Source organism: Halomonas sp. TP35 (genome assembly GCF_052375975.1).
In the GTDB taxonomy this organism is placed as follows: Bacteria; Pseudomonadota; Gammaproteobacteria; order Pseudomonadales; family Halomonadaceae; genus Vreelandella; species Vreelandella citrativorans.
Window position 1 is genome coordinate 29,053 of record NZ_JBQSUZ010000010.1, and the last position, 26,106, is coordinate 55,158.

Genomic DNA, 26,106 nt, shown 5'->3' on the forward strand with positions numbered 1-26,106 from the left:
TGTATATAAAAACAGCATCAGTCTTTAATCCAGCTCAGCCACACTAGTTCAAGGTAAATCTACCATAGCATTAACCACAAGTTTATAATGATCAATATAGATAAGTTGAGCGTTTTTACACATTTTTTTATTATTTCTACTCAATTTGTTAACAGTTGTAGCAGTTATTTGCTTAACGGTTGGACAGCTTTTGCCAGAATGCGTTCGCAAAGTGACTGGCTAATACTCGTGGTCGGGTCAGATGTATTTCTAACGGTATATCCCACGAATCATTCAATGCACGCACCAACCTTCCATCGCTAATCTCTTGTTCTGAAAGGCTTTTAGGTATCCATGCCAGGCCTTTATTTTCCAATACCATGGACATCAACACCGCAGCCAAGTGGCTGGTAAAGCGAGGTGCACTTATAAAAGAAGTGGCATTTTCATTAAGCCAGTGGCTAACAACACGGCCTAATCCCGAAGCATCGGTATATCCCAGGTAAGGCAACACTTCCAGGCACTGAGAATCGCTTAACTCTTTTCCCACCAGTGGAATCAGCGAATCCTCGCCCACCTTTATACTCTCAAACTGGTCAGGCGATAACCGTGAGGGAACAGCGCAATGCCGATGGCTTAACAAGAACTGACAATCACCTTGTAACAACAACTGCTCACACGTGGACATTGTATCCGAGTGAAGACGCACGGCCTCCATGGGCGCTCCCTGCTCCAGGGCTCTTATCCAACGGGGGAAGAACGTAAATGACAGCGAGTGCGTCGCTGCAAACTGCAATGTTCGAGTCGCCTCTCCGGCAATTTGCTGTGCTTCAGCACGCAAGCGGTACAGCCGGCCAATCGCGTCAAACGCACTGGCCTGTATGTGTTTACCGGCGTCGGTGAGCGTGGTGCCCTGTGGGGTGCGAATAAACAGGCTAACGCCCATCCACTGTTCAAACGCGCGGATCCGTCGGCTGAACGCGGGCTGGGTAATATGTCGGGCATGTGCAGCGCGTACAAAACTGCCGTGCTCGGCAAGGGCGGTAAAGTCTTCTAACCAGACGAGTTCCATGGGGCAATGCCGTTTCAGCATGGGAGCACTTAGTAATAGCATTGGGCAGCCCCCCTTGTCACGCATAGGGTTAAGCACTTAACCACCAAGGAGCTTGCCATGCGTATTGTGGATATTCGCGAGAAAACCGTTTCGATTGCCTCCCCGATTGCCAACGCTTATATCGATTTTTCCAAAATGACCTGTTCGGTCGTGGCCGTCATCACTGATGTGATACGCGACGGTAAACCCGTGATTGGCTACGGTTTTAACTCCAACGGGCGCTATGGCCAGGGAGCGCTCATGCGTGACCGCTTTCTGGATAGAATCATCGAGGCCAACCCCGACACGCTAATTGACCACGCCCGCGACAACCTGGACCCGTTTGCTATCTGGGACACCCTGATGAAAAACGAAAAGCCCGGCGGGCATGGCGAGCGCTCGGTCGCGGTAGGCACGATCGACATGGCAATTTGGGATGCAGTCGCCAAAATTGAAGGAAAACCGCTCTACCAGCTGCTTGCCGAGCGTTATCGAAACGGCCAAGCCGACGATAAGGTCTGGGTGTATGCGGCTGGTGGCTACTACTACCCTGGTAAAGACCACACCAGGCTGCAGGACGAAATGCGCAGCTACCTGGCGCGTGGCTACAACGTGGTAAAAATGAAGATTGGCGGCGCACCGCTTGAGGAAGATATTCAGCGTATCGAAGCCGTGCTTGAAGTCGTTGGCGATGGCAGTCGCCTGGCAGTAGATGCTAACGGGCGCTTTGACCTGAAAACGGCAATTGCTTACGCCAAAGCGCTAAAGCCTTATAACCTCTTCTGGTACGAAGAAGCCGGTGACCCGCTGGATTACGCGCTTCAGGCGGAGCTTGCCAACCACTATGAATTGCCCATGGCGACTGGCGAAAACCTGTTCTCGCACCAGGACGCCCGCAACCTGCTACGCCATGGCGGCATGCGTGCCGACCGCGATTTCGTGCAGTTCGACTGCGCCCTCTCTTACGGGCTGGTGGAGTACATGCGCACGCTGAACGTGATGGATGAGCTTGGCTGGTCATCACGCCGCGTAGTACCCCACGGCGGCCACCAAATGTCACTGAATATCGCCGCAGGCTTGCACCTGGGCGGCAACGAATCCTATCCGGATGTCTTCCAGCCGTTTGGTGGCTTCGCTGACGGCATTCAGGTTGAAAATGGCTACGTCGGCCTGCCCGATATTCCGGGCGTAGGCTTTGAAGCCAAATCCAGGCTGTATGCAGTGATGCGAGAACTGGGCGAAGGCTAAGCTGAGGCTTAATCCACCAGCGCCGCAGCTTCATCAATCCCCACCGATACCAGGCGCGACACGCCGGGTTCCTGCATGGTCACTCCCATCAGGCGCTCGGCGGCTTCCATGGCAATCTTGTTGTGGGTGATATAGATGAACTGAACGTTTTCCGACATCTCTTTCACCAGCTTGGCGTATCGACCCACGTTGGCATCATCCAGCGGCGCGTCAACTTCATCGAGCATACAGAACGGCGCAGGGTTGAGCTGGAAGATCGAGAACACCAACGAAAGCGCGGTAAGTGCTTTTTCCCCACCGGAGAGCAGATGAATCGTGCTGTTCTTCTTACCCGGCGGACGCGCCATGATCGCCACCCCGGTTTCCAGCAGATCATCGCCGGTGAGCGTTAGCCAGGCCGCCCCACCACCAAACACGCGGGGAAAGAGTTCCTGCAAACCGCTATTCACCTGATCAAACGTTTCTCTGAAACGTACCCGCGTTTCCTGGTCGATACGCTTGATCGCTCGCTCCAGGGTTTCCAGCGCTTCGGTCAGTTCGGCGTGCTGGGCTTCCAAATAGTTGCGTCGCTCGGCCTGCTGGTCGTACTCCTCAATCGCTGCCAGGTTAATGGCACCCAAGCGGCGTATCTTCTCGCCGGTGCTTTCCAAACGCTCCTGCCAAACCTGTTCACTGGCATCGCTTGGCAGGTTCTCGGCCAGGGCATCGGCGTCATGCCCTAGTTCGGCCAACTGCTCATCTTGCGTGGCCGCTTTTAGCGCCAGCGCCTGAACATCCATACGCCGCTGCTGAAGCTGCTCGCGGCTCTGCTCAAGATTGCGTTCGTGCTGCTGGCGGGCCAGCTCATCATTGCGCAGCTGTTCTGCCAGCGACTGGGCCTGCTGGCGCGTTTCGGTAAGGCGGCGCTCCTGCTGCTCACGCTGATGTAGTAGCTCTTCAAGCTCTTCACCAGCCAACTCGTCCGGCTCAAGTAGCGTTTCCCGCGACGCTTCTAGCTCTGCTATGCGTAGCGTCAAGCGCTCTTCGCTATCGCTTGAACGTGCCTGCTGGGCGCGCAAACTACTCCGTTCAGCGGTTAACCGTTCACGCTCTAATGCCAACGTCTGCTGCTGTGCTTTTAACGGGCCATGCTGTTGAGTCAGTTGGTCGCGCTGTTCGCGCTGGCGGCCACGCTGCTCGCTGGCCACTTCGCGTGCCTGTGCAGTGGTTTCCAGCGTTTCCATCGCCACATTCCAGCGGGCACGCTGCTCCTCCAGGGTAAGCGTTAACGCCGCTTCATCCTCTTGCAGTTGCCCAAGCTCAGCATCAAGCTCAGTGGCCCGGCTCTCCAAATGCTCCAGCTTTTGGGCAGCGCTACGCTCTTTAATAGCCAACTGCTGAACGCTTGTAGCATGGCCACGCTCCTGCTCAGCCTGCTGTTCACGGGAAAGCTCCAGGGCTTCAATGGTCTCACTGGTCGTTTCGCACTGCTCTTCAGCCAGCGCCAGCGCGTCTTCATCCTGCTCGCGCAGGGCGTCCAGCTCCTTGAAACGGCGCCGCGTTACCAGTAAGGCATCAACGCCTTCGCCATTGGCCTGCTGATGCAGCCAGCCGCGCCCCCGCCAAACGCCATCACGGCTAACAACGCTGTCTCCCGCTGCAAGGCCGGGCGCAAGCTGCTCAGCCTCGGCGCCGGACTCAACGTAGTGAATACTGGCCAACCATTCACCTATCGCACCAGCGCCGCTTACCAGTGAATCCAGCCGCTGGCCCTGGGTTGAAGCGGCGGGCGCTTGCTCATCAATCAGACACCAGTCGGTAGCCAGCGCCTGCGGCAGTGCGGCAAGCTGGTGGCTTGCGACCAGGCGAGCATTCAACCAGGGCGCCAGCAGCCAGGAAATGACCGTCTCCCAACCGGGTGTCACGCTGAGGGTTTCACCCAGGCGGAGGGCATTACTTAGCCCGTGGGTCGCCAGGGTTGCTTCTATATCCGGGTCGTGGTCGGCTAGCGCGGCATCCATCAGGGCCTGCAGCGAGGCCAGTTCACCCTGGCGCTGGCTCAATTCAGCGCGCTTATCATCACGGGTGCGCGTTGCCTGTTGATAACGCTGTTTAGCATCGCTGTACTGCTGCTGCCACTGTTCACGCGTTTGGGTGAAGGCCTCGGAACGCTCTTCGGCTTCTTCCAACTGCGCCTGAAACTGAGCGTGCTCTTCGCGTAGCGCGCTCAAATCCGCCAAATCGCCGCGCTGCTGACGCCGCCGCTGGCTTTCTGCCTGTAGGCGTTGAATACGCTGCTCTAAATCGCGTAGCTGGTCCTGGCTGCGGTCGGCTTCGCGACTGGCATCGCGCCAACGATTTTCGGCGTCCGACCACTGCTGCTCGGCAGCTTCCATGGCGGGGGTAGCATCGGCCAGAGCCTGTTCCAGGGCGTCCAGCTGTTCTTCCAGCGCTTCGTGTTCGGGCGCCAGGTCCTCAAAGCGCTCGTCGATGGCGGCAAGACGCTCCCGGTCGCCTTCGCTCACCAGGCGCTGCTCATCCAGCTCGCGCCGTGCAGTAGCAATATCGTTGGCCAGTTGGGACTCACGGCTACGCCGGTGAGCCTGGTCCTGCTCCAGCCGTGCAATGCGCGTGGTGGTTTCAAAAAACTGCTGCTGGTGGCGCTCCAGTACCTCGGCAAGCTCATCGTGCTGCTCACGAGCTTGCTCCAGACGGGTTTCGCACTGACGTACGCCAAACACATCTTTTTCAACTGAGATTTCCAGCTCGCGAACCCGGCTCTCCTGCTGCGACTGCTCTGCCCGCAGGGTGCGCCCGCGTAGCAGTGCCAGCTCGCCTTTAAGCCGGTACTCCTGCTGTTTTAACTCCTGGTAGCGTTTGGCCGCCTCCGCCTGGCGCTTTAAGCGCTCAAGCTGTTTATCCAGCTCCTCACGAATATCGTCCAAACGTTCGAGGTTTTCCTGGGTGCGCCGCATACGGTTTTCGGTTTCACGGCGGCGCTCCTTGTATTTGGAGATGCCCGCGGCTTCTTCAAGTGTTGAGCGCAGGTCATCGGGGCGAGCTTCAATCAATCGCGAGATCATGCCCTGGCCGATAATTGCGTAGGAGCGTGGGCCAAGACCGGTGCCCATAAACAGGTCGGCGATATCCCGTCGGCGGCACTTTTGGCCATTAAAGAAGTAGCTGGACTGGCCGTCGCGGGTCACTAACCGTTTGACCACGATTTCCGCGTACTGGGCATACACGCCACCCATGGTGCCGTCGCGATTGTCGAACTTGAGTTCAATAGATGCTTGACCCACTGGTTTGCGCCCAGTCGAGCCATTAAAGATAACGTCGGCCATGGACTCGCCGCGCAGGGTTTTGGCCGAGGACTCGCCCATCACCCAGCGCACGGCATCGATAATATTGGACTTGCCACAGCCATTGGGGCCGACAATCGCGGTCATATTACCGTCGAAGGGCACCGTGACCGGATCGACAAACGACTTGAACCCAACAAGACGAATAGAGGTTAAGCGCATGCCAATCCTACAAAGAATTTATTTATAAACATGAGGGGGTATTCAAAATACACGATTAATAACGACCTCGGCAGCGGTGTGTTGACTCAGGGCTTCACTACTCATCAGCGGCGGCCATTGTGGACTCATCGGCCAAGCGTTCCTGGGCCACGCGAACACCTTCACGTAGCGACGCAGCCGTGTTGGGGTCTTCCACCGTTGCCAGCGCCCGGCGCCAGCAACCTATGGCGCGGTTAAAGTCGCCGTTATCGTACGCGTGAATACCCAATAAGCCTAACACCGTTGGCTGCCGTGGGTCCTGAGCCAGCGTTTCATCCACCAAGCGCTGCACAGCCGGGGTCATCTCGCGCCCTGCCATAAAGAAGCGAATTTGCGCAAGCTGGGCGAGCAGTGCAGGGAGACGGCCTTCCAGCGCGATGAGTCGTTCCAGCGCATCAATGGCTTTATCTTCCTGGCCGGTATCGCGATACAACGGAAACAGCGAGGCCCATACGTTGGCATTGCCGGGCTGAAGCGTTGCCTGCTCTTCCATACGACGAATATACGTGTCTGGAGTAGCGCCGGGGTCGTTGAGTAATTCCTGCTGAACGCCATACAGGGCAAGGTCGCCCTCGGCGCCCTCTTCCAGGTACCAAAAAAGGCTAATGGCCACCACACTCAAGGCAATCAACGGCACAGCTAAACGCCCGGCAAGGGCCGGTTTTAGCGGTCGTATGGCCAGCGTGGCGGTATCTTCCAGAAGGCTACGTTCAAGTTCCAGCGTTCCTTCTTCAAACTGCGCGGTACTAGCATCGCCACGCGCATGAGCTGCCTGTAACGAGGCAAGCCGACGCTGAAAAATGGCCACGTTCTGCTCGGCAGAAGTGTCGTTGGCTTCATATGCACGTTGCTGGTCATAAAGCGCATGCGCCTTACGCAGCGGGGAAAGTAGCAAGACAATCGCTGGCAACATGACAATCGCCATGGCGACCCATAAAAGCGTCATGATGATCTCCTGCGCTGAATCAGCGCATCCAGCCGAGCGCGCTCTTCAACACTTAGCGCCTTGGCAGACGCATGGCGCCGTGCACGTACTATGAGCAACACGATCAAAACACCCACGACGCCTAACCCGATAGGCAGCCCCCACAGGAGATAGGTGCGGCTCTCCAGGCGCGGATTATAGAGAATATAGTCGCCAAAGCGCTCAACCATGTGGTTGATCACTTCGCTATCGGAGCGCCCATCGTGCAGCATTTGATACACGCGTTCCCGCATATCGGCGGAGATAGGTGAGTTCGAATCGTTGATGGCCTGGTTTTCACACAGCGGGCAGCGCATGGAAGCGGTTAATGCGTGATAACGCTGTGCCAGCACCGGGTCGTCAAACTCACGCAGCTCGATTCCCTCCGCCACAACACTTGCCGATAACAGCAGCAGGAAGAGCACGGCCAGGGTACGTATTAACGCCATTTGGCTACCTCCGGCAAAATACGCTCGGCCACATCCTGAGGAGAGATATCGCCTTTATGGTGATAGCGAATAATCCCGTCGGCATCGACCAGAAACGTTTCAGGCGCGCCATAAACGCCAAGGTCAAAGCCCAAACGGCCGTCAGGATCAAAGATATTCACTTCAAACGGGTCGCCAAACTCGTTTAAAAAGTGCACTCCCTTCTCGCGGGTATCGCGATAGTTCACCCCGACCATACGAATACCCTGGTCGGCCAATGCCAAAAGCTGGGGCATTTCCTGCTTGCAGGCCGGGCACCATTCGCCCCACACGTTAACCAGCGAGACCTCCCCATGGAGCAGCGTTTGATCGACCAGGCTGCCTTCATCATGCAGCGTGGTGGCCTCAAATGTCGGGAACTCACGTGCCATCAGCGCAGAGTCCCGGGCTGACGGATCATGCTGCAAACGCTGATATAAAAACAGCGCCACCAGAAGAAAACCCAGCGGTAGCAGTAACAGCCATAGTCGACGGCTCATAGCACGGCTTCCTGCGTTTTGGGCGAGCGGGCCACGTCGGCACGGTCGGCCGTTCTGGTTCGGCGATAGCGCTTATCCACTATCGCCAGTATGCCGCCTAACGCCATCAACAAACCGCCCAACCAAAGCCAGCGTACAAAAGGCTTATATTGAATGCGCATGGCCCAGCTGCCATCCTCCAAATCTTCACCCATGGCAACGTAAATATCCCGAAACAGGCCGGGGCGTAGCGCGACTTGGGTCATGGGCATACCCGTTGCCAGATAAAAGCGCTTCTCAGGGCGCATAATAAAACCACGCCCTGATTCGATATTGCGCACCTGAATGACGGCCGTATCGGCCATAAAGTTGGCGCCTCGGCGGCTTTTAAGCTCCCTCAACGTGAACTGATAGCCCGCGACGTCAAGCTCGGTACCCGGCGCCATACGCACCGTGCGCTCAGTGGCATAGTTGGACACCACGGCCACACCAATAATCGTCACTGCAATTCCCACATGCCCGAGCACCATGCCCCAATACGCCAGTGAAAGCTTGCGCAAACCCGCCAAGCGGCTGGAGCCGTGGCGGGTTTTGTCCCACATGTCCTTCCCAATAGGCAGCACTATCCACAGCGCAGCCACAATACCCAATGAGGCCCACAGGTTCCATTCACCGGTGTATATCAGCGGCAACACCATACCCAGCACCAGCGCAGCGACGCCAGCAAGCCACAGCTTACGGCGCAGTTCACTGGCCGGCATGCTCTTCCAGCGAGCGACCGGACCAAGCCCCATAAAGAGACACATCACAACCGTCAGCGGTACAAAAAGCGCATTAAAGTACGGCGGACCCACGCTGATTTTACCCAGGTTGAGCGAGTCTAAAATCAGCGGGTAGAGCGTGCCCAGCAAAATCGTCACGGTCATGATGACCAATAGAATATTGTTGATAAGCAGCAGCGAATCTCGTGATAGCCAGCTGAAGCTCACGTGATGACTCACTCGAGGCGCACGCAGCGCAAATATCAGTAGAGAAAGCGTCACAGTGATCGTCAGCAGCACCAGAATAAACAAGCCGCGTGAGGGGTCATTGGCAAACGCGTGCACCGAGGTAAGCACACCAGAACGCACCAGAAAGGTACCCAGCAGCGATAGCGAAAAGGTAAAAATGGCCAGCAGTACGGTCCAGCTTTTAAACGAGCCGCGCTTTTCGGTGACGGCCAGCGAGTGAATCAGTGCCGTGCCGGTCAGCCAGGGCAGCAACGAGGCGTTCTCTACCGGGTCCCAAAACCACCAGCCGCCCCAGCCAAGCTCGTAGTAAGCCCACCAGCTGCCCAGCGCGATCCCCACGGTTAAAAAGGCCCAGGCACTATTGGTCCAGGGGCGCGCCCAGCGCGTCCAGGCCGCATCCAACCGCCCGCCCAGCAGCGCGGCAATGGCGAAGGCAAACACCACGGAAAACCCGACATAGCCCATATAGAGCATCGGCGGGTGAACAATCAAGCCAATATCCTGAAGCAGCGGATTAAGGTCCGCACCATCGTGAGGTACGTTGGGCAAAAGCCGCTCGAAGGGATTGGACGTCAGCAGGATAAACAGTAAAAATCCCACGCTAATCAAGCCCATCACACCCTGTACCCGCGCTACCATGTCGCGAGGCAGGCCGCCTGAGAAGCGCGAAGCGGCATACCCCCAGCCCGCCAGCATCAGGCTCCACAACAGCACCGACCCTTCGTGGTTGCCCCACACCGCACTGAGCTTGTAGTACCAGGGCAACAGCGAGTTGGAATTGTTGGCGACGTTCGCCACGCTGAAGTCATCCAGCGCGTAGCTGGCGGTTAGACACACATAAGCCACCGCGATAAACAGAAACTGCCCCGTGGCCATGGGATGACCATATGCCATCCATAGCGGCCTTCGCGTGGCCGCCCCGGCTAACGGCATTACGCCCTGCAATACCGCCATTAACAGGGCAATAATTAACGCGAAATGCCCAAGCTCAGGGATCAATTTTACCAACATCGGCGCTCCAGCATGACACGGACTCTAGGGTATAGGACATTGGCTCAACCTATTCACGCTTGGCTGCTTCAACCGGTTGGTCCTGATAATCAGCAGGTGAGTAACCGGCATCCTCTAACGCTTGCGACACTTCGGGCGGCATGTAGTTTTCATCGTGGCGAGCCAGCACCTTGTCAGCTATAAACCGCCCGTCTGTAGAAAGTTTGCCTACCACTACCACACCCTGCCCTTCGCGAAACAGATCCGGCAGGATGCCGTTATAGGCCACCGCAAGCTCGTCCACGTAGTCGGTTACCAGGAACTCGACGTCCAGGCTTTGCGGGTCACGGACAACCGAACCCTCCTTTACCATGCCACCTGCACGGATTGCCCGCTCGATGGGCGCGTCCCCCAGGGCAATCTGCACCGGACTGTAGAACAGGTTGATATTAGCGCGCAGGGCGTAGAGCGTGAGGCCTACCGCCACGGCGGCTAGCGCCAGCGCGCCGAGAATGACCGCTAGCTTCTGGCGACGTTTAGGTGTCATCGGCATGTCTCGCTTGATGGGGTGGATGACGGTCACCACGCCGGGCACGGCGTTTTACAGCACTGGCCAATTGGCGGCGCTCAAAACGAGCATGAACGATGCAGGCAACCATCAAAAGTGCCGTGACGCCCCAGGCCGCCCACACGTAGGGGCCGTGTCCGCCCATGGCCAAGAACGCCCCAAACGATGTAAATGCCATTACTGCGCCTCCTTGATCAAATCCCTGACCCAGCGCTTATCAATTTCCCGACGCAGGATTTCACTACGCGTACGCATCAGTGTAAGAGCGATAAAAAAACAGTAGAAACCCAGCACCATGATCAGCAACGGCAGCCACATTTCCATGGGCATGAGGGGCCGCGACGTCAACGTAAAGGTCGCCGACTGGTGGAGCGTAAACCACCAGTCTACCGAGTACTTGATAATCGGAATATTGATGACCCCAACCATGGCCAGTACCGAAGCCGCTTTTGATCCACCCTCACGACGGGTAAAAGCGCTGCGCAGGGCGATCACACCCAGAAACAGAAACAACAGAATCAGCATGGAGGTCAGTCGGGCGTCCCACATCCACCAGGTGCCCCAGGTAGGTACACCCCACACCGCCCCGGAAAAAAGCGCCACGAACGTCATCACCGCCCCAAACGGCGCCATGACTGTCGCAGCCATATCCGCCACCTTGACCTTCCATACCATGAAAACCAAGCTCGCCGCCGCCATCGAAACAAACACCGACTGGGCAAGAAAGGCGGCAGGCACGTGGACATAAATGATCCTGAAGCTATCGCCCTGCCCCTGGTTCACCTCGGTGGGTGTAAAGGCTAATCCCCATACCGTACCGGTCGCAATGAGTATCAGGGAGACTGCCCAGCACCAGGGCTGCACCTTTGCGCTTATTGCATAAAACCATTTGGGCGAGCCCCATTTATGAATAAAGGTCCACATGGCGTGTTCTGTCCTCAACCGTTGATGCTGATGCGTAGCGAGGCGGCAATCGCCCAGGGAGCCAACAGTAGCGACGCGGCCAGCAGGGCTCCGAGCATGGCCAAGTGCGCCGCGACACCTTCACCAATGACGGCGGCCTGCACCGCCCCGACCCCAAAAATAAGCACCGGTATATACAGCGGCAGTATGATCAGCGACAACAGTACACCTCCCCGCGCGATACCGACTGTCAGCGCCGCACCAATCGCGCCAATCAGGCTCAAACTGGCGCTGCCCAACAAAAGCGAAAGCGCAAGCACCGCGTAGCTGCCTAGGGGCAGGGCCAGCGTCACGCCCAGAAGCGGTGCTACCAGTGCCAACGGCAGCCCGGTCAACAACCAGTGGGCAAGTACCTTGGCCAGACTAAGCGCTGCTAGCGGCTGAGGCGCGAGCAGCATCTGCTCAAGACTGCCGTCGTCATAATCGGTGCGAAACAGACTATCCAGTGATAAAAGCGCCGCCAGAAGCGCCGCTACCCATAAAAGGCCTGGCGCGATCAGCGCAAGCACGGCGCGGTCGGGTGAAATACCGATTGGGAACAGCGTTATCACCAGCGCGAAGAAGACCAGCGGATTGAGCAGCTCGCCGCGGCGTCTGAACATCAGTGTTACATCACGCTTCAGGGTAGCGGTAAAGGCCACCCACAGCCCGCCCGGCACCGGCGTTTCAAGTATTGTGGAGGTAGCCTTCTGCCCCTGCGTCATCGTCTACCCCAGTTGAATACAGCGAGCGGCGGGCGAAACATCCAGCGCGTGGTGAGTGGTTACCAGAACGCTCCCCCCGGATTGAGCATGAGCTGCAAGCTGCGCTTCAAGCGCGGCTACGCCTTGGCGGTCAATAGCAGTAAACGGCTCGTCAAGCACCCAGAGCGGACGGCGCGTCAGCGTTAACCGGGCCAGCGCCACGCGGCGCTGCTGACCCGCCGAAAGCTGGCCGGCCAGTATGTCCTCAAAACCGCCAAGCCCCACCTTCTCCAAAGCGTTCAGGCGCTGCGATGTATTACCCGGCTCGCCGCTTAGCGCCTGGTACCAGGCCAGGTTTTCAAGCGGTGAAAGCCCAGCCTTGATGCCTGGCGAATGCCCCAGATACAGCAGGTTGGCCAGATAATGTTCACGCACCTTGCGAAGTGGCGCGCCGTTCCAGAAAAGCTCGCCTTGGTAATCACTCAGTTGACCTGCCAGCAGCTTTAACAGTGTGGTCTTGCCGCTGCCATTGGGGCCTTCAATTCGAACGATGTCACCGCTGCGAATCGTGAGATCGAGCCCTTCAAATAGCCAGCGCCCATCACGCTCGCAGGCTAGTTGTCGTGCTTGCAGGCACAGGCTCAAAGGTGTCTCCCAACAGGTTGATAGTTAGCCAAAACTCTACACGGAAAGCCGCGTTATCTCCAGCCAATCGCAGCGGCCGTGAGAATGCACCAAGCGTGCCGACGGGACCAGCATTTTGAATAGCCAAAGGCACTGGATAAAAACAGCACTACCACTGTATGCAAAAACAGCTGTATACTAAAACACTGTATGAAAAGACATGCCAACAACCTGCTGGCTTGCCACTACTAAACGCCTAGGGAAAGGGCGCTGCATTGGAGAATTTCCTATGAATATATCGATGTCAGCACCAACTCACGCCGGTTCTACCGTATTGAGCAGCGCGTCCTGCGCACCTAAAGGCATTCAATCGGCACGCGCCTTTAAAACAGCACCACGCAGAACGCGGCACAATACCTACGCCCTCAAAATACGCGGCAACCGAATGCGTGATTGCAACTTGTTTGATGGAGATGTCATTATTATTCGGCGTTTTCAATGCGATACCCACGAAGAAACCGCCGTCGCTCACATCAATCAGCAACCTGTTGCGTTGAAGCAGCTCTCGATCAGTCGCTTTGGCGTACATTTATGGCCTGCCGATACCCAAGCGCCGGATCTCTTTTTGCACAATCGCGATATTCAAGTGTTAGGAATGGTAATGGGTGTGGCGCAGGATAGTGCCAACGACCTTGCTGCCAATTCTTATGGCCTTATGGAGCACTGATTGCGTTATCAAGTTCCTGATTTAGCTGCCTCGCAGTGGCATACCGCCGAGATAGAGGTCGAAAAAAGCCAGTTTCTGGCGTGGCTATGCCATGCGCCAGATGTGGCCGCTTTTAGTGCACTTCTTGAAGCGGCAAGAGCTGCTCACCCCAATGCCAGCCATCACTGTACGGCTTATATTGCTGGGCCGCCCGGGGAGCAAACGCTGATTGGTTTTTCCGATGATGGCGAGCCTGGCGGCACGGCTGGCCGGCCAATGTATCAGGTACTTCAAGGCCGCCAAATGGGTGAAATCGGCGGTGTCGTGACGCGCTACTTCGGCGGCACCAAGCTAGGCACCGGCGGGCTGGCACGGGCTTACGCTCAAGCCATCAGCCATGCGTTGGAAACCTTACCGACGCGTGAAGTGATTGAGCGAGACGCCTACACGCTACGCCTTACCTTTGCCAGCGAGGCTATCGCCCGCGCCTGGTGCGACGAAAAGGCCATCCCCATTGAACACGTCAACTACGATGGCGAAGGTGTTCAGCTCACCATTGGCTGGCCCCGCGACCATACGTTCGACCTTTCCCCCTTGGAAAATCGCCTAAAGTGCACGCTGGACGTTACCCCGGTAAACGCACCCGCCCCCTAAACCAAAAACGGCTTACGGTGTAAACCGTAAGCCGTGCATGGGGCACTTCTGCTTCCCCGTCAATCCTGTCTATTTATCCCAAATATTTAATCATTACCCCGGCAGCCACGGCAGAACCAATTACCCCTGCCACGTTTGGCCCCATCGCATGCATCAACAAGAAGTTATGCGGATTGGATTCCAGACCGACCTTATTAGCCACGCGCGCCGCCATAGGCACAGCAGATACCCCGGCAGCACCTATCAGCGGATTAATCGGCATACGGCTCATTAGGTTCATCAGCTTGGCCATTAACACGCCGGCGGCGGTACCAATTCCGAAGGCCACGATACCCAGCCCCAGAATCCCGAGGGTTTCCACCGTCAAGAAGCTTTCCGCCATCAGCTTTGAGCCAACAGAAAGCCCTAGAACGATTGTCACGATGTTGATCAGCGCGTTCTGGGCGGTATCCGAAAGCCGCTCTACCACGCCGCATTCGCGCATCAAATTACCAAAGCAGAACATCCCCAGAAGCGGTGCTGCGTCGGGTAGAAACAGCGCGACCAGGATCAACAGCATGAGTGGAAAAATCACTTTTTCCAGCCTGGAGACGGGGCGCAGCTGCGTCATTTTTATCTGACGCTCTTTTTCAGTGGTTAACAGCCGCATAATAGGTGGCTGGATTAACGGCACCAGCGCCATGTACGCGTAGGCCGCCACCGCGATAGCACCCAATAGCTCTGGGGCAAGCACGCTGGACACATAGATAGACGTTGGCCCATCGGCGCCGCCGATAATCCCGATCGCTGCAGCCTGGTTTAGCGAGAAGTCCATGATGCCCATGGAGGTCAGCACAACAGCACCAAACAGCGTGGCGAAAATACCAAACTGGGCCGCAGCACCTAGAAACAGCGTACGAGGGTTGGCAAGCAGCGGGCCAAAGTCAGTCATAGCCCCCACGCCCATAAAGATCAACAGCGGCGCGATACCCGATGCAATGGCCACTGAATAGAAGTTATACAGCATGCCATTGCTGTAACCGACGCTTGTCGCAATATCCTTAGCGGCACGCAGCTGCTCTGGCGCTACCTCACCATGGGCAACTACTTTGAGCGTTTCACGCCACGCATCAATGCCTGCCAAAGGATCCAGCATTACGCCCAGCGCGGCACCAACCTGCTGAAGCACGGCAGGCTTGCCAACCTCAATAGCCTGATCCAGCGCTGAAATCGCAAGGCCAGCTTCGGGAATATTGGCAAGAATCCCCCCAAAACCAATCGGCACCAACAGCAACGGCTCAAATTTCTTATGGATCGCCAAATAGAGCAGCAGCAGCCCGACCCCGATCATGACCACCTGGCCAAGCCCAAGGTTATAAAGCCCCGAGCCCTCCCATAACGTGACTAGCTTATCCATTCCCGATGCCCTTAAAGCTCAATCAGTGCGTCGCCAACAGCTACGCTGTCGCCTTCACTAACATTGACTTTCGATACCGTGCCGGCACTGCTGGCGCGAATTTCGGTTTCCATTTTCATTGCTTCAAGAATGATGACCACGTCCCCATCCGCTACCTGGTCGCCAGGGCGCACATTCACCTTGAAGATATTGCCAGCAAGCGGTGCCTCTATGGTTTCACCACGGCTGGCCGCCACGGCGGGGCTCGCCGCTGGCGCAGCCGACTGCTCTTGCACCTGGCCAATATCCCCGCCTTCAGAAACCTCCACTACAAACGCTTTGCCATTGAGCTTTACGGTATAGGTTTCAGGGCCACGTGCCGTCTCTGGCGCGCTGTTTTGAGTAGCCAACGGGGGCTTGGCGGGCGCGCTACTAGTGGCTTGGGGCGCAGGTTCAAAGGCGTCAGCATTATCTCGGTTTTTAAGGAACTTCAGACCGATTTGTGGGAACAAGGCGTAGGTGAGGACATCATCTATTTCACGCCCGCCTTCTGCCAGGCGTACCTGCTCGGCTCCGGCTTTTTCTTTAAGCTCTGCTGCCAGCTTTTGCATCTCAGGTGCAAGGTTATCCGCCGGGCGGCAGGTAATCGGCTGACCACCTTCCAGCACGCGGGCCTGAAGCTCGGTGTTAAAGGGTGCGGGTGCCGCGCCGTATTCGCCTTTCAGCAGCGCCTGCACCTCTTTGGAAATGGACTTGTAACGCTCGCCCATCATCACGTTCATTACCGCTTGAGTACCGACGATTTGCGACGTGGGCGTCACCAGCGGAATAAATCCCAGGTCTTCACGCACGCGAGGAATTTCGCCAAGTACATCGTCCAGTTTGTCGCCCGCGCCCTGCTCTTTCAGCTGACTTTCCATATTGGTCAGCATACCGCCTGGCACCTGGGCCACCAGAATGCGCGAATCAATGCCGCGTAACGAACCTTCAAAAGCAGCGTACTTTTTACGTACTTCACGGAAATAGCCCGCGATGTCTTCCAATAGCTCAAGGTCCAGCCCGGTATCACGGTCGGTGTCCTTGAGCATCGCAACAACGGACTCTGTGGGGCTATGTCCATACGTCATCGACATGGACGAAATCGCGGTATCGACGTTATCGATACCGGCCTCTACTGCCTTAAGAATGGTGGAAGTGGAAAGTCCTGTCGTGGCATGGCAGTGCAGGTGAACAGGAATAGACAGATTTTTCTTCAGCCGCGTTACCAGCTCAAATGCGGTATAAGGCGTTAACAGCCCCGCCATATCCTTGATAGCCAGCGAGTCAGCGCCCATTTCGGCAATATTGGTCGCTAGATCGACCCAGCTATCCAGGGTATGTACCGGGCTTACCGTGTAGGAAATAGTGCCCTGCGCATGCCCACCCACCTGACGAACCGCTTTAATCGCGCGCTCCAGGTTGCGCGGGTCATTCATGGCGTCAAACACACGAAACACATCAACGCCGTTGGTTTTGGCCCGTTCGACAAACTTATCGACTACGTCATCCGCATAGTGGCGATAGCCCAACAGGTTTTGACCACGCAGTAGCATGGCTTGAGGCGTATTGGGCATCGCCTCTTTTAATGCCCGAATACGCTCCCATGGGTCTTCGCCTAAATAACGAATGCATGCATCAAAGGTGGCGCCACCCCAGGTCTCTAGCGACCAGTAGCCAACACGATCCAGCTTTTCAGCGATGGGCAGCATATCGTCCAGGCGCATGCGGGTCGCAAACAGTGATTGATGGGCATCACGCAGTACCACATCGGTAATTCCCAGCGGGCGTTTTGTCTCATTCATGGCAGTAGCTCACACGTTAAAATTATTGATATGTAGTAAAACTAACAAAATAAAGGCAAACAAGGGGATAGGCTGACTAAAAAATTACCGATTAGTGACGCCTTAATGAGCGGTAACGATGCACTGCAGCACTGATAACCGCAGTCACTTCCTCGTCCTCGCCACTCAACGCGGGAGAAGATGAAGGTTTTGCACCTGCTGACGTCGGCACAGGCGTCGGCTGAAAACGACCTAACAGTTTTGACATCAACGTAACGCTAATGACTAAAATAGTAAGAAAAACAAAAACAAAGCCCATCCCAAGCCCCATAATTGCGAGCCCCTCCTGGAGTAGTTCTGCATTCTGCATAATGTCTCTCTTGTTGTAGAGCATAAATTAACGCTTAAAGGGTTCTAAAAGCCCCTTGGCGCCGTCAAAGTAATACACTAACCTGCCACACCCAGCATAAAACGCAATCGCGCCATAGTGGAAGTCATGGTTGTTAATTTACTACAAAATGGAAAAATTGGCCTCGCCCCGATGGAGGGCGTTATCGACGCCCTCACTCGCGATTTATTAACGCGTGAGGCTGGCTTTGATTGGACCGTTACCGAATTTGTCCGCGTGGTCGACACGCGCCTCCCGCCCCGGGTGTTTTACAAGCACTGCCCTGAGCTTACCAACCGCCCTGTTGCGACCGCCAGCGGCATTCCCGTGCATTTGCAACTGCTTGGCTCTGACCCCATGGCGCTGGCTGAAAATGCTCGCCAGGCGTTAGCGCTGGGTGCAGTCAGCGTGGACTTGAATTTCGGCTGCCCGGCCAAGCTGGTTAATCGGCATGATGGAGGCGCCTCGTTACTACGCCGGCCTGAACGCGTCTACCAGGCAGTGAAGGCCGTCTCCGAAGCACTTGAGGGTCAAATTCCTGTCACCGCTAAAATCCGCCTGGGCTTTTCAGACCGACGCTTAGCCGTCGCCTGCGCCCAGGCGACCCAGGCAGGCGGCGCCGCTCGTCTGGTTGTTCACGGCCGCACACGTGATGAAGGCTATCGCCCTCCGGCTCACTGGGAGTGGATCGGTCGAGTGCGCCAGCAGGTATCGATACCCGTGGTTGCCAATGGCGATATATGGACGCTGGAGGCGTACTGGAAAGCGCGTACCCTGTCAGGCTGCAGAGATGTGATGTTAGGCCGTAGCGCGCTAGCAGACCCCTGGCTTGCGCCACGCATCCGGCACTGGCAGCTAACCGGTGAACGACTGCCTGAAACCACATGGCCGATGCGTGCCAGTGTGATCAAGGAGTACGCGCACCTTCAGCGGCAGCATCTACCCGACCGGGTTGTGGTCTCGCTGGTAAAGCAGTGGCTAGCACAGATGCGTCAGGGCAACGAAGAAGCCAACCAGCACTTTCAGCGCGTTAAACGCCTAACGGACCTTGAGACCCTGCTTAAAAGCCTGGTCATCGACACAGCGCCCCCTGAGGTGGCTGTCAGCTGCCACTAAGTAAGAACATTGACCAAAAAAAAAGCGCCCTCGCAATGCGGGGCGCTTAAAACGATCCAAGACCAAAGCGCGAGCCGCTCTGGTCAGGCTAGAAAGCAGAAAACCCGCTCTCATAAAAGAGAACGGGTTTAGAATCTGGCGCGCCCGGGAGGATTCGAACCTCCGACCCCCTGATTCGTAGTCAGGTACTCTATCCAGCTGAGCTACGGGCGCTTTAGTGATGTAAATACTCATTACAAAACATGATGAAGTGCTTATGCTTAAGTACTTGTAATGAAATACTTATAGGCTTTCGCCTCACATCAGGTTAGAAGATGGCGCGCCCGGGAGGATTCGAACCTCCGACCCCCTGATTCGTAGTCAGGTACTCTATCCAGCTGAGCTACGGGCGCATCTTCTAATATGCAGCTGGCGGAGAAGGAGGGATTCGAACCCTCGATAGGGCTATAAACCCTATACTCCCTTAGCAGGGGAGCGCCTTCAGCCACTCGGCCACCTCTCCTCAACAGCACGGCGCGAATGTTACCGATTTCAGCGACTACTGTCTAGCCCTATGCCGATTTTTTTTCGCGCCAGCTTCATCTTACCGTTTAGACGCCCTGTGTTGGGCGCGATAAAAGCGACCATTTATTCTGTTTCGCTTTCTTCACTGCTACGTTCGCGCTGAATGCGCTGATAGATCTCTTCACGGTGTACAGCAACGTCTTTCGGCGCATTGACGCCGATACGCACTTGATTACCTTTCACACCTAACACTGTGACGGTGATTTCATCACCTATCATCAGTGTTTCACCAACTCGGCGGGTTAGGATGAGCATGGCTGATCTCCTTCTCAGACGTTTTATACAACGGGTTGTGTCCACCAGAGGCGCCACTAAACCATTATGCGGCATAGCGACGCGCTAACCAATGCCTCTGATTCCATGACACCTCAACCTCCCGTTGAAAGAAAGCTCACCACCGGCAGTAGCGAGTGCCTTTTCAGCGTAGAAGGTTTAAGGCAGAAATGTTATTCAGATTCTATATTCGACTTATCCAGGCCAAACGCCTTGTGTAACGCGTTAACGGCAAGTTCCATATGCTTTTCGTCAATCACCACTGAGATTTTAATTTCAGAGGTGGAAACCATACGAATATTGACGTTTTCATCAGCCAAAACGCGGAACATCTTCGAGGCAACACCAGCGTGTGAGCGCATGCCAACACCCACCAGGGATACCTTGGCGATATTGTCATCGCCACGCAGCTCACCGCCGCCCAAGTCAGGAATGACCGTTTCTTCGATTAGCTTCTTGGTGGCCTTGTAGTCGCCCTTCGCCACTGTGAAGGTAAAGTCGGTGTAGTCACCCGCCGGTGCTACATTCTGCACAATCATGTCGACTTCAATATTGGCATCAGCGATAGGGCCAAGAATGCGCGACGCAACGCCTGGCACATCAGGCGTATGCAGCAGTGTCAGCTTGGCTTCATTTTTGGTAAACGCGATACCGGAGATCAGCGGTTCTTCCATGGAGTCCTCGTCTTGGTCAGCATCTGCAACAATTAGGGTACCGGGGCCATCTTCAAAGCTCGACAGTACCCGCAGGGGAACGTTGTACTTGCCCGCAAACTCTACCGCACGAATTTGCAGCACTTTGGAGCCCAAGCTTGCAAGCTCCAGCATTTCTTCCACCGTAATGCACTCCAGGCGCTGTGCCTTGGTGCATACGCGGGGGTCAGTGGTGTAAACCCCATCAACGTCGGTATAGATCTGGCACTCATCGGCGCCGAGTGCCGCAGCAAGCGCCACCCCGGTAGTGTCCGAGCCACCACGTCCTAGCGTAGTGATATTGCCGTCTTCATCAACGCCCTGAAAACCAGCCACAACCACGACCTTGCCTGCGTCCAGGTCAGCCTTAAGGTCTTCGGTTTCAATGCGCTGAATACGCGCTTTGGTGTAAGCGCTGTCAGTATGAATACCTACCTGGGCACCGGTGTGCGAAGTGGCCGCAACGCCAATCTGCTGGAGCGCCATGGCGAGCAATGAAATAGTTACCTGCTCACCGGTCGAGAGCAGCATATCCATTTCACGCGGGGCGGGGTCATCATTAAGCGCATTGGCCATATCGGTCAACCGGTTGGTCTCTCCGCTCATGGCGGAGACCACGACCACGACCTGATGGCCCTGGTCACGAAAGCCCTTGACCTTTTCCGCCACGGCTTTGATACGGTCAACAGAACCTACCGAGGTGCCACCGAACTTCTGTACGTATAGTGCCATATGCCGTTTTTTCCTATTCGTTCGGGAATGGAGGATGAAAGTAATTATATTAAGTTAGCAAAAGGCCGGTTGCAGATAATGCCACCGGCCTTTTTAGTTAGCTAAGTATATTTTCCAGCCATGCGGGGACGCTACTTAACGCGCCAGCCAGCGCTTCGGGCTGACTGCCACCCGCCTGCGCCATGTCAGCACGGCCACCGCCTTTACCGCCAACTTGCGAGGCGACATGGTTAACCAGCTCACCAGCTTTAACGCGCTCGGTCAGGTCTTGGGTCACGCCTGCAATCAGGCTGACCTTGCCCGCCGCCTCATCGGCAACGCCCAGAATAATAACGCCAGAGCCAATCTTGTTTTTAAGCTGGTCGAGCACGCCACGTAGATCCTTACCGGATACTCCTTCCAACTGGGTCGCCAGCAACTTAACGCCGCCGATTTCCTGCGCCTGGCTCATCATGTCGCTACCCGCAGCACTTGCCAGCTTGGCCTTCAACTGCTCAAGCTCTTTTTCCAGGCTGCGATTACGCTCGACCAATGACTCGACACGGGCTTCCACCTGCTCGGGCTTGGTTTTTAGGCGATCACCCAAACGCTGAACGCGCGCTTCCTGCTCGCGGAAATACGCCAGCGCATTCTCGCCGGTAATGGCTTCGATGCGCCGCACGCCAGAGGCAATACCTACTTCACTGACGATATGACAGCAGCCGATATCACCACTTCGTGCAACGTGAGTACCGCCACACAGTTCAATCGAAAAGCCGTCAGCACCGATCGTCAATACGCGAACATTTTCCGCATACTTGGCTTCAAACAGCGCCGCGGCCCCTTTGGCCTTAGCTTGCTCCAGGCTCATCTGCTCAACGTGCGTCGGCGCATTAGCAAGGATCTGCTCGTTAACCAGACGCTCAACTTCTGCCAACTGATCAACACTCATGGGCTCGAAGTGGCTGAAATCGAAGCGCAGACGTTCAGCATTGACCAGTGAACCTTTCTGCTGCACGTGATCGCCCAATACCATGCGCAATGCTTTGTGCAGCAGGTGGGTGGCCGAGTGGTTGCGAATGGTCGCTGAGCGCAAGCTGGCATCAACCTCGCCACGAACGCTGGCACCCACGTTCAACGTGCCTTCTATCATCACGCCCTGGTGTAGATGATGGCCGCTCTGCTTTTGCGTATCAGTAACTTCGAAGCGGCCGCCCTCTACGTATAAGTAGCCGGTATCACCCACTTGGCCGCCCGATTCACCATAAAACGCGGTACGGTCTAATACGACAGTGCCTTTCTGGCCTGCTTCCAGCGCGACAAGGGCGTTGCCTTCGCTATCCACAATAGCAGTTACCGTGGACTGATCTTCCAACTGGTCATACCCTGTAAACCGGGTTTCGCCATCCAGCTCAATAGAAGCGCTGTAGTCGGCGCCAAACTGGCTGGCCGCACGGGCACGCTCGCGCTGAGCGTCAAGCTCACGCTGGAAACCAGCTTCATCCAACGTCACACCGCGCTCACGGCAAACATCCGCAGTAAGGTCAAACGGGAAACCGTACGTGTCATACAGCTTGAATACGGTTTCACCCGACAACACATTGCCGTCAAGCTCCTCAAGAGCAGCGTTCAATAAGCCCATGCCGTGGTCCAGCGTGCGTGCGAACTGCTCCTCTTCTTTCAACAGGATACGAGCAATCTGGTCGCGGGCCTCACGCAGTTCGGGATAGGCATCGCCCATCTCGGCATCCAGTGCATCCACCAGCGTATAGAAGAACGGCTTGGTGGCACCCAGCTTGTGGCCATGGCGAACCGCTCGGCGGATAATGCGCCGCAGCACATAGCCACGGCCTTCATTCGAAGGCAGCACGCCATCGGCGATTAAAAACGCACACGAACGAATATGGTCCGCAATAACGCGTAGCGAAGGCGTCGCAATATCAGCGTGCCCGGTCGCCTTGGCGGCCGCCTGGAGCAAATTCTGGAACAGATCGATTTCGTAATTGGAGTGCACGCCCTGCATAACGGCCGCTACCCGCTCAAGTCCCATACCGGTATCAATAGAGGGCTTGGGCAGCGGGTTCAACGTGCCCTGAGCGTCGCGATCGAACTGCATAAAGACCAGATTCCAGATCTCAATGTAGCGGTCACCATCTTCATCGGCACTGCCGGGAGGACCACCCCATACGTCAGGACCGTGATCAAAGAAGACTTCTGAGCTGGGGCCGCAGGGGCCGGTATCGCCCATTTGCCAGAAGTTATCTTCATCCAGCCTGGAGAAGCGTTCCGGGTCGATGCCGATTTCATCTTTCCAGATGCGCTCGGCCTCGTCATCGCTAATATGCACGGTGACCCACAGCTTCTCTTTAGGCAGACCCAGCGTTTCGGTTAAAAACGTCCACGCAAAGCGGATAGCGTCCCGCTTGAAGTAATCACCAAAGCTGAAGTTACCCAGCATCTCAAAAAACGTATGGTGGCGGGCGGTATAGCCAACGTTATCCAGGTCGTTATGCTTACCACCGGCACGCACGCAGCGCTGAGATGAGGTGGCACGCACATAAGGGCGTGGGTCACGGCCAAGAAACACATCTTTGAACGGCACCATGCCCGCGTTGGTAAACAGCAATGTCGGGTCGTTACCTGGCACCAGAGAGCTTGTGGGCACAATGGTATGCCCTTGCTCTTCGAAAAAGGATAAAAAGGCCTGTCTAATCTCTGCGCTTCTCATAGGGTATCCGTAACAATAAAGCATGATGCCCCAGGGCGCTGTCGCCGCTACCCGCTGGGGTCGCAAAAGCGCCATTATAGCGCAGTTGTCTAACGACTAAAGCGGCAGTTAATGGCTAAGAGCTAAAGACGTCAGAAAACGATAACCCACAATAGTGATGAAAGAAGGCTTTACAGGCAAGAGAGCGCGTAACGAATTTGTTCAAAATCGAAGCCTCGTGACGCTAGAAAGCGCTCACGTTTAGCGCGCTCTTTGGGGGATTCACCGGGGGAGGAAAAGCGCCGCGAAAGGGTATCACGGGCCAGTTCAAACCAATCGACACCTTCATTCTCTTCTACGGCGGCGAGAGTTTCCGTCAATATTTCCTGACTGATGCCGCGTTGACGCAGCTCGCCTTTAATCCGTATCACGCCCTGACCGCGCATAATGCGTGAACGGATAAAGCTTTCAGCAAAGCGAACGTCTGACTGAAGCCCCTGCTCTTCAAGGGTGTCCAGGCACGCCTCAATGTCAGCAGTAGCAACGGCTTTTTGTTTTAGCTTTTGCGCTATCTCGGCGCGAGAGTACTCGCGCCGAGATAGCAGCTGTAAAGCGATGTCGCGTGGGGTGGCATCACGTGACGAAGCAAACATAAGCGTTACAGCAGGTCGTCGTCAGCATCGGCGGCAACATCAGCAGCCGGCGCCTCTTCTTTCTTGGGGTCAGGCTTGGCAAGCAACTGTTCGCGGATCTGGCTTTCGATCTCTTCCATAATGGCCGGATGCTCTTCAAGGTACTGAGCCGCGTTTGCCTTGCCCTGACCGATTTTGCTGCCTTTATAGCTGTACCAGGCACCCGCCTTGTCAACCAGGTTGCACTGCACGCCCAGGTCGACCACCTCACCGGCATGGTAGATACCCTTGCCGTAGAGTATCTGGAACTCGGCCTGACGGAACGGCGGTGCTACCTTGTTTTTAACCACTTTAACGCGCGTTTCGTTACCGGTGACTTCATCACCCGATTTCACCGAACCGGTGCGGCGAATATCCAGCCGAACACTGGCGTAGAATTTTAGTGCGTTACCGCCGGTGGTGGTTTCCGGGCTACCAAACATAACGCCGATTTTCATGCGGATCTGGTTGATAAAGACCACTAAACAGTTGGCGTTTTTAATATTACCGGTGATTTTACGCAGCGCCTGGGACATCAAACGTGCCTGCAGGCCTACGTGGGTATCCCCCATTTCCCCTTCGATTTCCGCACGCGGAGTGAGCGCGGCCACGGAGTCGATAATAATCACGTCAACGCCGCCTGAGCGCACCAGCATATCGGTGATTTCAAGCGCCTGTTCACCCGTGTCTGGCTGGGAAACCAGCAGATCGTCCAGGTTAACGCCCAGTTTTTCCGCATAGCTTGGATCAAGCGCATGCTCGGCATCGACAAACGCACACACCTTGCCCTGCTTCTGTGCTTGAGCAATCACGGAAAGCGTCAGGGTGGTTTTACCGGAGGATTCAGGGCCAAAGATTTCGACTACTCGGCCAAAGGGCAATCCTCCAATGCCAAGGGCAATATCCAGCCCCAGCGAGCCGGTGGAGACTGACGGCATCACAACGCGAGGCGCGTCACCCAAGCGCATTACCGTGCCTTTTCCGAACTGACGATCAATTTGGCTAAGTGCGGCGTTTAGCGCTTTCGTACGGTTGTCATCCTGAGCCATGCAAACACCCTCATCACAGACTGTATAATTAACCAGTATTATGCCAAAAATTCGTCGCTAAACAAATCCTCAACGTGGTTTTTAACGATTATTTCTCTTCCTGACTCTCAGCCAGCGTATCCAGGCGCGCCACCAACCCTGCCAACGCCTCGCGAACGGCCTGCTCGCGTACCGCTTGGCGGTCACCGGGAAAATGAAAACATTCGGCGTCCTGGTGATTAACATCACCCCAGGCCAACCACACCGTACCCACCGGCTTTTCATCGCTGCCGCCCCCGGGGCCTGCCACACCACTGACCGCTACGCCCAACTGCGCGCCGCTATCACGGCAGGCACCGGCTACCATGGCATTCACCACCGCTTCACTGACAGCGCCATGGGTGTGTAGTGTAACGTCTGAGACGCCTATCAGCCGCGTTTTAGCTGCATTAGCATACGTCACGTAACCCGTTGTGAAGTAGGCCGAGCTACCTGCAGACGAGGTGATCGCACTGGCAATGCCGCCACCGGTACACGACTCTGCCGTGGTCACTTCTATATTTAGCTGCTGGCAAAGCTTTCCAAGCCGCTGCGCCAACAAGGACAAATCCAGGTTTTTTAGGTTCGTTATGCTGGGCGTCATGGTCGCTCCTTCATGTAAGATATCAGTCAGCGTAGAATACTGCGTTTAGCTTTCTCAACGAAATCGCTCAAAGAACGCATTTAACGCTTTTATTTAATGAACATGCCGTAAGCGAAATGCGCTTACGCCACGCTCAATCAGGACGCCC

24 protein-coding genes and 3 tRNA genes are annotated in these 26,106 nt (G+C 55.9%); 4 read left to right on the forward strand and 23 right to left on the reverse strand.

Features of this window, described 5'->3' with window-relative positions; all coding sequences use genetic code 11:
- Positions 1-172 precede the first annotated feature (172 nt).
- Entirely contained in the window at positions 173-1,051 is an 879-nt protein-coding gene (locus ACT3RU_RS12405; protein WP_087108393.1) for a LysR family transcriptional regulator, read from the reverse strand.
- Between the two features lie 99 nt (positions 1,052-1,150).
- Between ACT3RU_RS12405 and ACT3RU_RS12410 the strand changes: the two genes are divergently transcribed.
- The gene (locus ACT3RU_RS12410; protein ID WP_087107988.1) at positions 1,151-2,320 is read left to right on the forward strand and encodes a mandelate racemase/muconate lactonizing enzyme family protein; all 1,170 of its coding nucleotides are present in this window, start codon (positions 1,151-1,153) and stop codon (positions 2,318-2,320) included.
- 8 nt (positions 2,321-2,328) lie between these two features.
- Here ACT3RU_RS12410 and smc read toward each other — a convergent pair whose 3' ends face one another.
- The 10 genes from smc to ccmA form a co-directional block, all read right to left on the reverse strand.
- A complete protein-coding gene (gene smc, locus ACT3RU_RS12415) occupies positions 2,329-5,823 on the reverse strand; it encodes a chromosome segregation protein SMC (protein WP_087107986.1) in 3,495 nt (1,164 codons plus the stop codon).
- A 97-nt stretch (positions 5,824-5,920) separates the two neighbouring features.
- Positions 5,921-6,808 carry a c-type cytochrome biogenesis protein CcmI gene (ccmI, locus tag ACT3RU_RS12420; protein WP_087107984.1) on the reverse strand — a complete coding sequence of 296 codons (888 nt, stop codon included), beginning with the start codon at positions 6,806-6,808 and terminating at the stop codon, positions 5,921-5,923.
- A complete protein-coding gene (locus ACT3RU_RS12425; protein ID WP_087107982.1) occupies positions 6,805-7,275 on the reverse strand; it encodes a cytochrome c-type biogenesis protein in 471 nt (156 codons plus the stop codon). The genes ccmI and ACT3RU_RS12425 overlap by 4 nt, the downstream gene beginning before the upstream one ends.
- Positions 7,266-7,793, reverse strand: coding sequence for a DsbE family thiol:disulfide interchange protein (locus ACT3RU_RS12430; RefSeq protein ID WP_087107980.1), 528 nt, complete (start codon positions 7,791-7,793; stop codon positions 7,266-7,268). The genes ACT3RU_RS12425 and ACT3RU_RS12430 overlap by 10 nt, the downstream gene beginning before the upstream one ends.
- On the reverse strand, positions 7,790-9,793 hold the full coding sequence (locus tag ACT3RU_RS12435; RefSeq protein WP_087107978.1) for a heme lyase CcmF/NrfE family subunit: 2,004 nt from the start codon (positions 9,791-9,793) through the stop codon (positions 7,790-7,792). The genes ACT3RU_RS12430 and ACT3RU_RS12435 overlap by 4 nt, the downstream gene beginning before the upstream one ends.
- Positions 9,794-9,842: 49 nt before the next feature.
- Positions 9,843-10,319: a cytochrome c maturation protein CcmE gene (ccmE, locus tag ACT3RU_RS12440; RefSeq protein WP_087107976.1), complete on the reverse strand. Its 477-nt coding sequence runs from the start codon at positions 10,317-10,319 to the stop codon at positions 9,843-9,845.
- The gene (ccmD, locus tag ACT3RU_RS12445; RefSeq protein WP_087107974.1) at positions 10,309-10,518 is read right to left on the reverse strand and encodes a heme exporter protein CcmD; all 210 of its coding nucleotides are present in this window, start codon (positions 10,516-10,518) and stop codon (positions 10,309-10,311) included. The genes ccmE and ccmD overlap by 11 nt, the downstream gene beginning before the upstream one ends.
- Positions 10,518-11,264, reverse strand: a complete 747-nt coding sequence (locus tag ACT3RU_RS12450) for a heme ABC transporter permease (RefSeq protein WP_087107972.1) — start codon at positions 11,262-11,264, stop codon at positions 10,518-10,520. Before ACT3RU_RS12450 ends, ccmD begins: the two co-directional genes overlap by 1 nt.
- 14 nt (positions 11,265-11,278) lie before the next feature.
- Positions 11,279-12,007, reverse strand: a complete 729-nt coding sequence (gene ccmB / locus ACT3RU_RS12455; protein WP_087107970.1) for a heme exporter protein CcmB — start codon at positions 12,005-12,007, stop codon at positions 11,279-11,281.
- A gap of 3 nt (positions 12,008-12,010) precedes the next feature.
- Complete coding sequence (gene ccmA, locus ACT3RU_RS12460) at positions 12,011-12,631, reverse strand: cytochrome c biogenesis heme-transporting ATPase CcmA (RefSeq protein ID WP_444622327.1); 621 nt, start codon at positions 12,629-12,631, stop codon at positions 12,011-12,013.
- 280 nt (positions 12,632-12,911) lie between these two features.
- Here ccmA and ACT3RU_RS12465 point away from each other — a divergent pair, with 280 nt between their 5' ends.
- Both ACT3RU_RS12465 and ACT3RU_RS12470 read left to right on the forward strand, forming a co-directional pair.
- Positions 12,912-13,337, forward strand: a complete 426-nt coding sequence (locus ACT3RU_RS12465) for a LexA family protein (RefSeq protein ID WP_444665767.1) — start codon at positions 12,912-12,914, stop codon at positions 13,335-13,337.
- Positions 13,338-13,970, forward strand: a complete 633-nt coding sequence (locus ACT3RU_RS12470) for an IMPACT family protein (protein WP_444628567.1) — start codon at positions 13,338-13,340, stop codon at positions 13,968-13,970.
- Positions 13,971-14,043: 73 nt separating this feature from the next.
- Here the strand turns inward: ACT3RU_RS12470 and ACT3RU_RS12475 are convergent, their stop codons facing one another.
- The 3 genes from ACT3RU_RS12475 to ACT3RU_RS12485 form a co-directional block, all read right to left on the reverse strand.
- The gene (locus ACT3RU_RS12475) at positions 14,044-15,366 is read right to left on the reverse strand and encodes a sodium ion-translocating decarboxylase subunit beta (protein WP_483392698.1); all 1,323 of its coding nucleotides are present in this window, start codon (positions 15,364-15,366) and stop codon (positions 14,044-14,046) included.
- Positions 15,367-15,377: 11 nt separating this feature from the next.
- Positions 15,378-17,186: a sodium-extruding oxaloacetate decarboxylase subunit alpha gene (oadA, locus tag ACT3RU_RS12480; RefSeq protein WP_483392699.1), complete on the reverse strand. Its 1,809-nt coding sequence runs from the start codon at positions 17,184-17,186 to the stop codon at positions 15,378-15,380.
- A 91-nt stretch (positions 17,187-17,277) separates the two neighbouring features.
- A complete protein-coding gene (locus ACT3RU_RS12485; protein ID WP_483392700.1) occupies positions 17,278-17,535 on the reverse strand; it encodes an OadG family protein in 258 nt (85 codons plus the stop codon).
- 126 nt (positions 17,536-17,661) lie between these two features.
- Between ACT3RU_RS12485 and ACT3RU_RS12490 the strand changes: the two genes are divergently transcribed.
- Positions 17,662-18,669, forward strand: coding sequence for a tRNA dihydrouridine synthase (locus tag ACT3RU_RS12490; RefSeq protein WP_483392701.1), 1,008 nt, complete (start codon positions 17,662-17,664; stop codon positions 18,667-18,669).
- A 136-nt stretch (positions 18,670-18,805) separates the two neighbouring features.
- On the opposite strand, the gene ACT3RU_RS12495 is transcribed toward ACT3RU_RS12490, so the two are convergent.
- The 9 genes from ACT3RU_RS12495 to ACT3RU_RS12535 form a co-directional block, all read right to left on the reverse strand.
- A tRNA-Arg gene (locus tag ACT3RU_RS12495) sits at positions 18,806-18,882 on the reverse strand.
- A gap of 102 nt (positions 18,883-18,984) precedes the next feature.
- Positions 18,985-19,061: transfer RNA gene (locus tag ACT3RU_RS12500), tRNA-Arg, on the reverse strand.
- 17 nt (positions 19,062-19,078) lie between these two features.
- A tRNA-Ser gene (locus ACT3RU_RS12505) sits at positions 19,079-19,171 on the reverse strand.
- A gap of 125 nt (positions 19,172-19,296) precedes the next feature.
- On the reverse strand, positions 19,297-19,488 hold the full coding sequence (csrA, locus tag ACT3RU_RS12510; protein ID WP_444639962.1) for a carbon storage regulator CsrA: 192 nt from the start codon (positions 19,486-19,488) through the stop codon (positions 19,297-19,299).
- Positions 19,489-19,679: 191 nt separating this feature from the next.
- Positions 19,680-20,930, reverse strand: a complete 1,251-nt coding sequence (locus tag ACT3RU_RS12515) for an aspartate kinase (protein WP_483392702.1) — start codon at positions 20,928-20,930, stop codon at positions 19,680-19,682.
- A 97-nt stretch (positions 20,931-21,027) separates the two neighbouring features.
- Entirely contained in the window at positions 21,028-23,637 is a 2,610-nt protein-coding gene (alaS, locus tag ACT3RU_RS12520; RefSeq protein WP_483392703.1) for an alanine--tRNA ligase, read from the reverse strand.
- 170 nt (positions 23,638-23,807) lie between these two features.
- Positions 23,808-24,269: a regulatory protein RecX gene (locus ACT3RU_RS12525; RefSeq protein ID WP_193055336.1), complete on the reverse strand. Its 462-nt coding sequence runs from the start codon at positions 24,267-24,269 to the stop codon at positions 23,808-23,810.
- Between the two features lie 5 nt (positions 24,270-24,274).
- Positions 24,275-25,336 carry a recombinase RecA gene (gene recA / locus ACT3RU_RS12530; RefSeq protein ID WP_483392704.1) on the reverse strand — a complete coding sequence of 354 codons (1,062 nt, stop codon included), beginning with the start codon at positions 25,334-25,336 and terminating at the stop codon, positions 24,275-24,277.
- 88 nt (positions 25,337-25,424) lie between these two features.
- Positions 25,425-25,958 carry a CinA family protein gene (locus ACT3RU_RS12535; RefSeq protein ID WP_483392705.1) on the reverse strand — a complete coding sequence of 178 codons (534 nt, stop codon included), beginning with the start codon at positions 25,956-25,958 and terminating at the stop codon, positions 25,425-25,427.
- Positions 25,959-26,106: the final 148 nt, after the last annotated feature.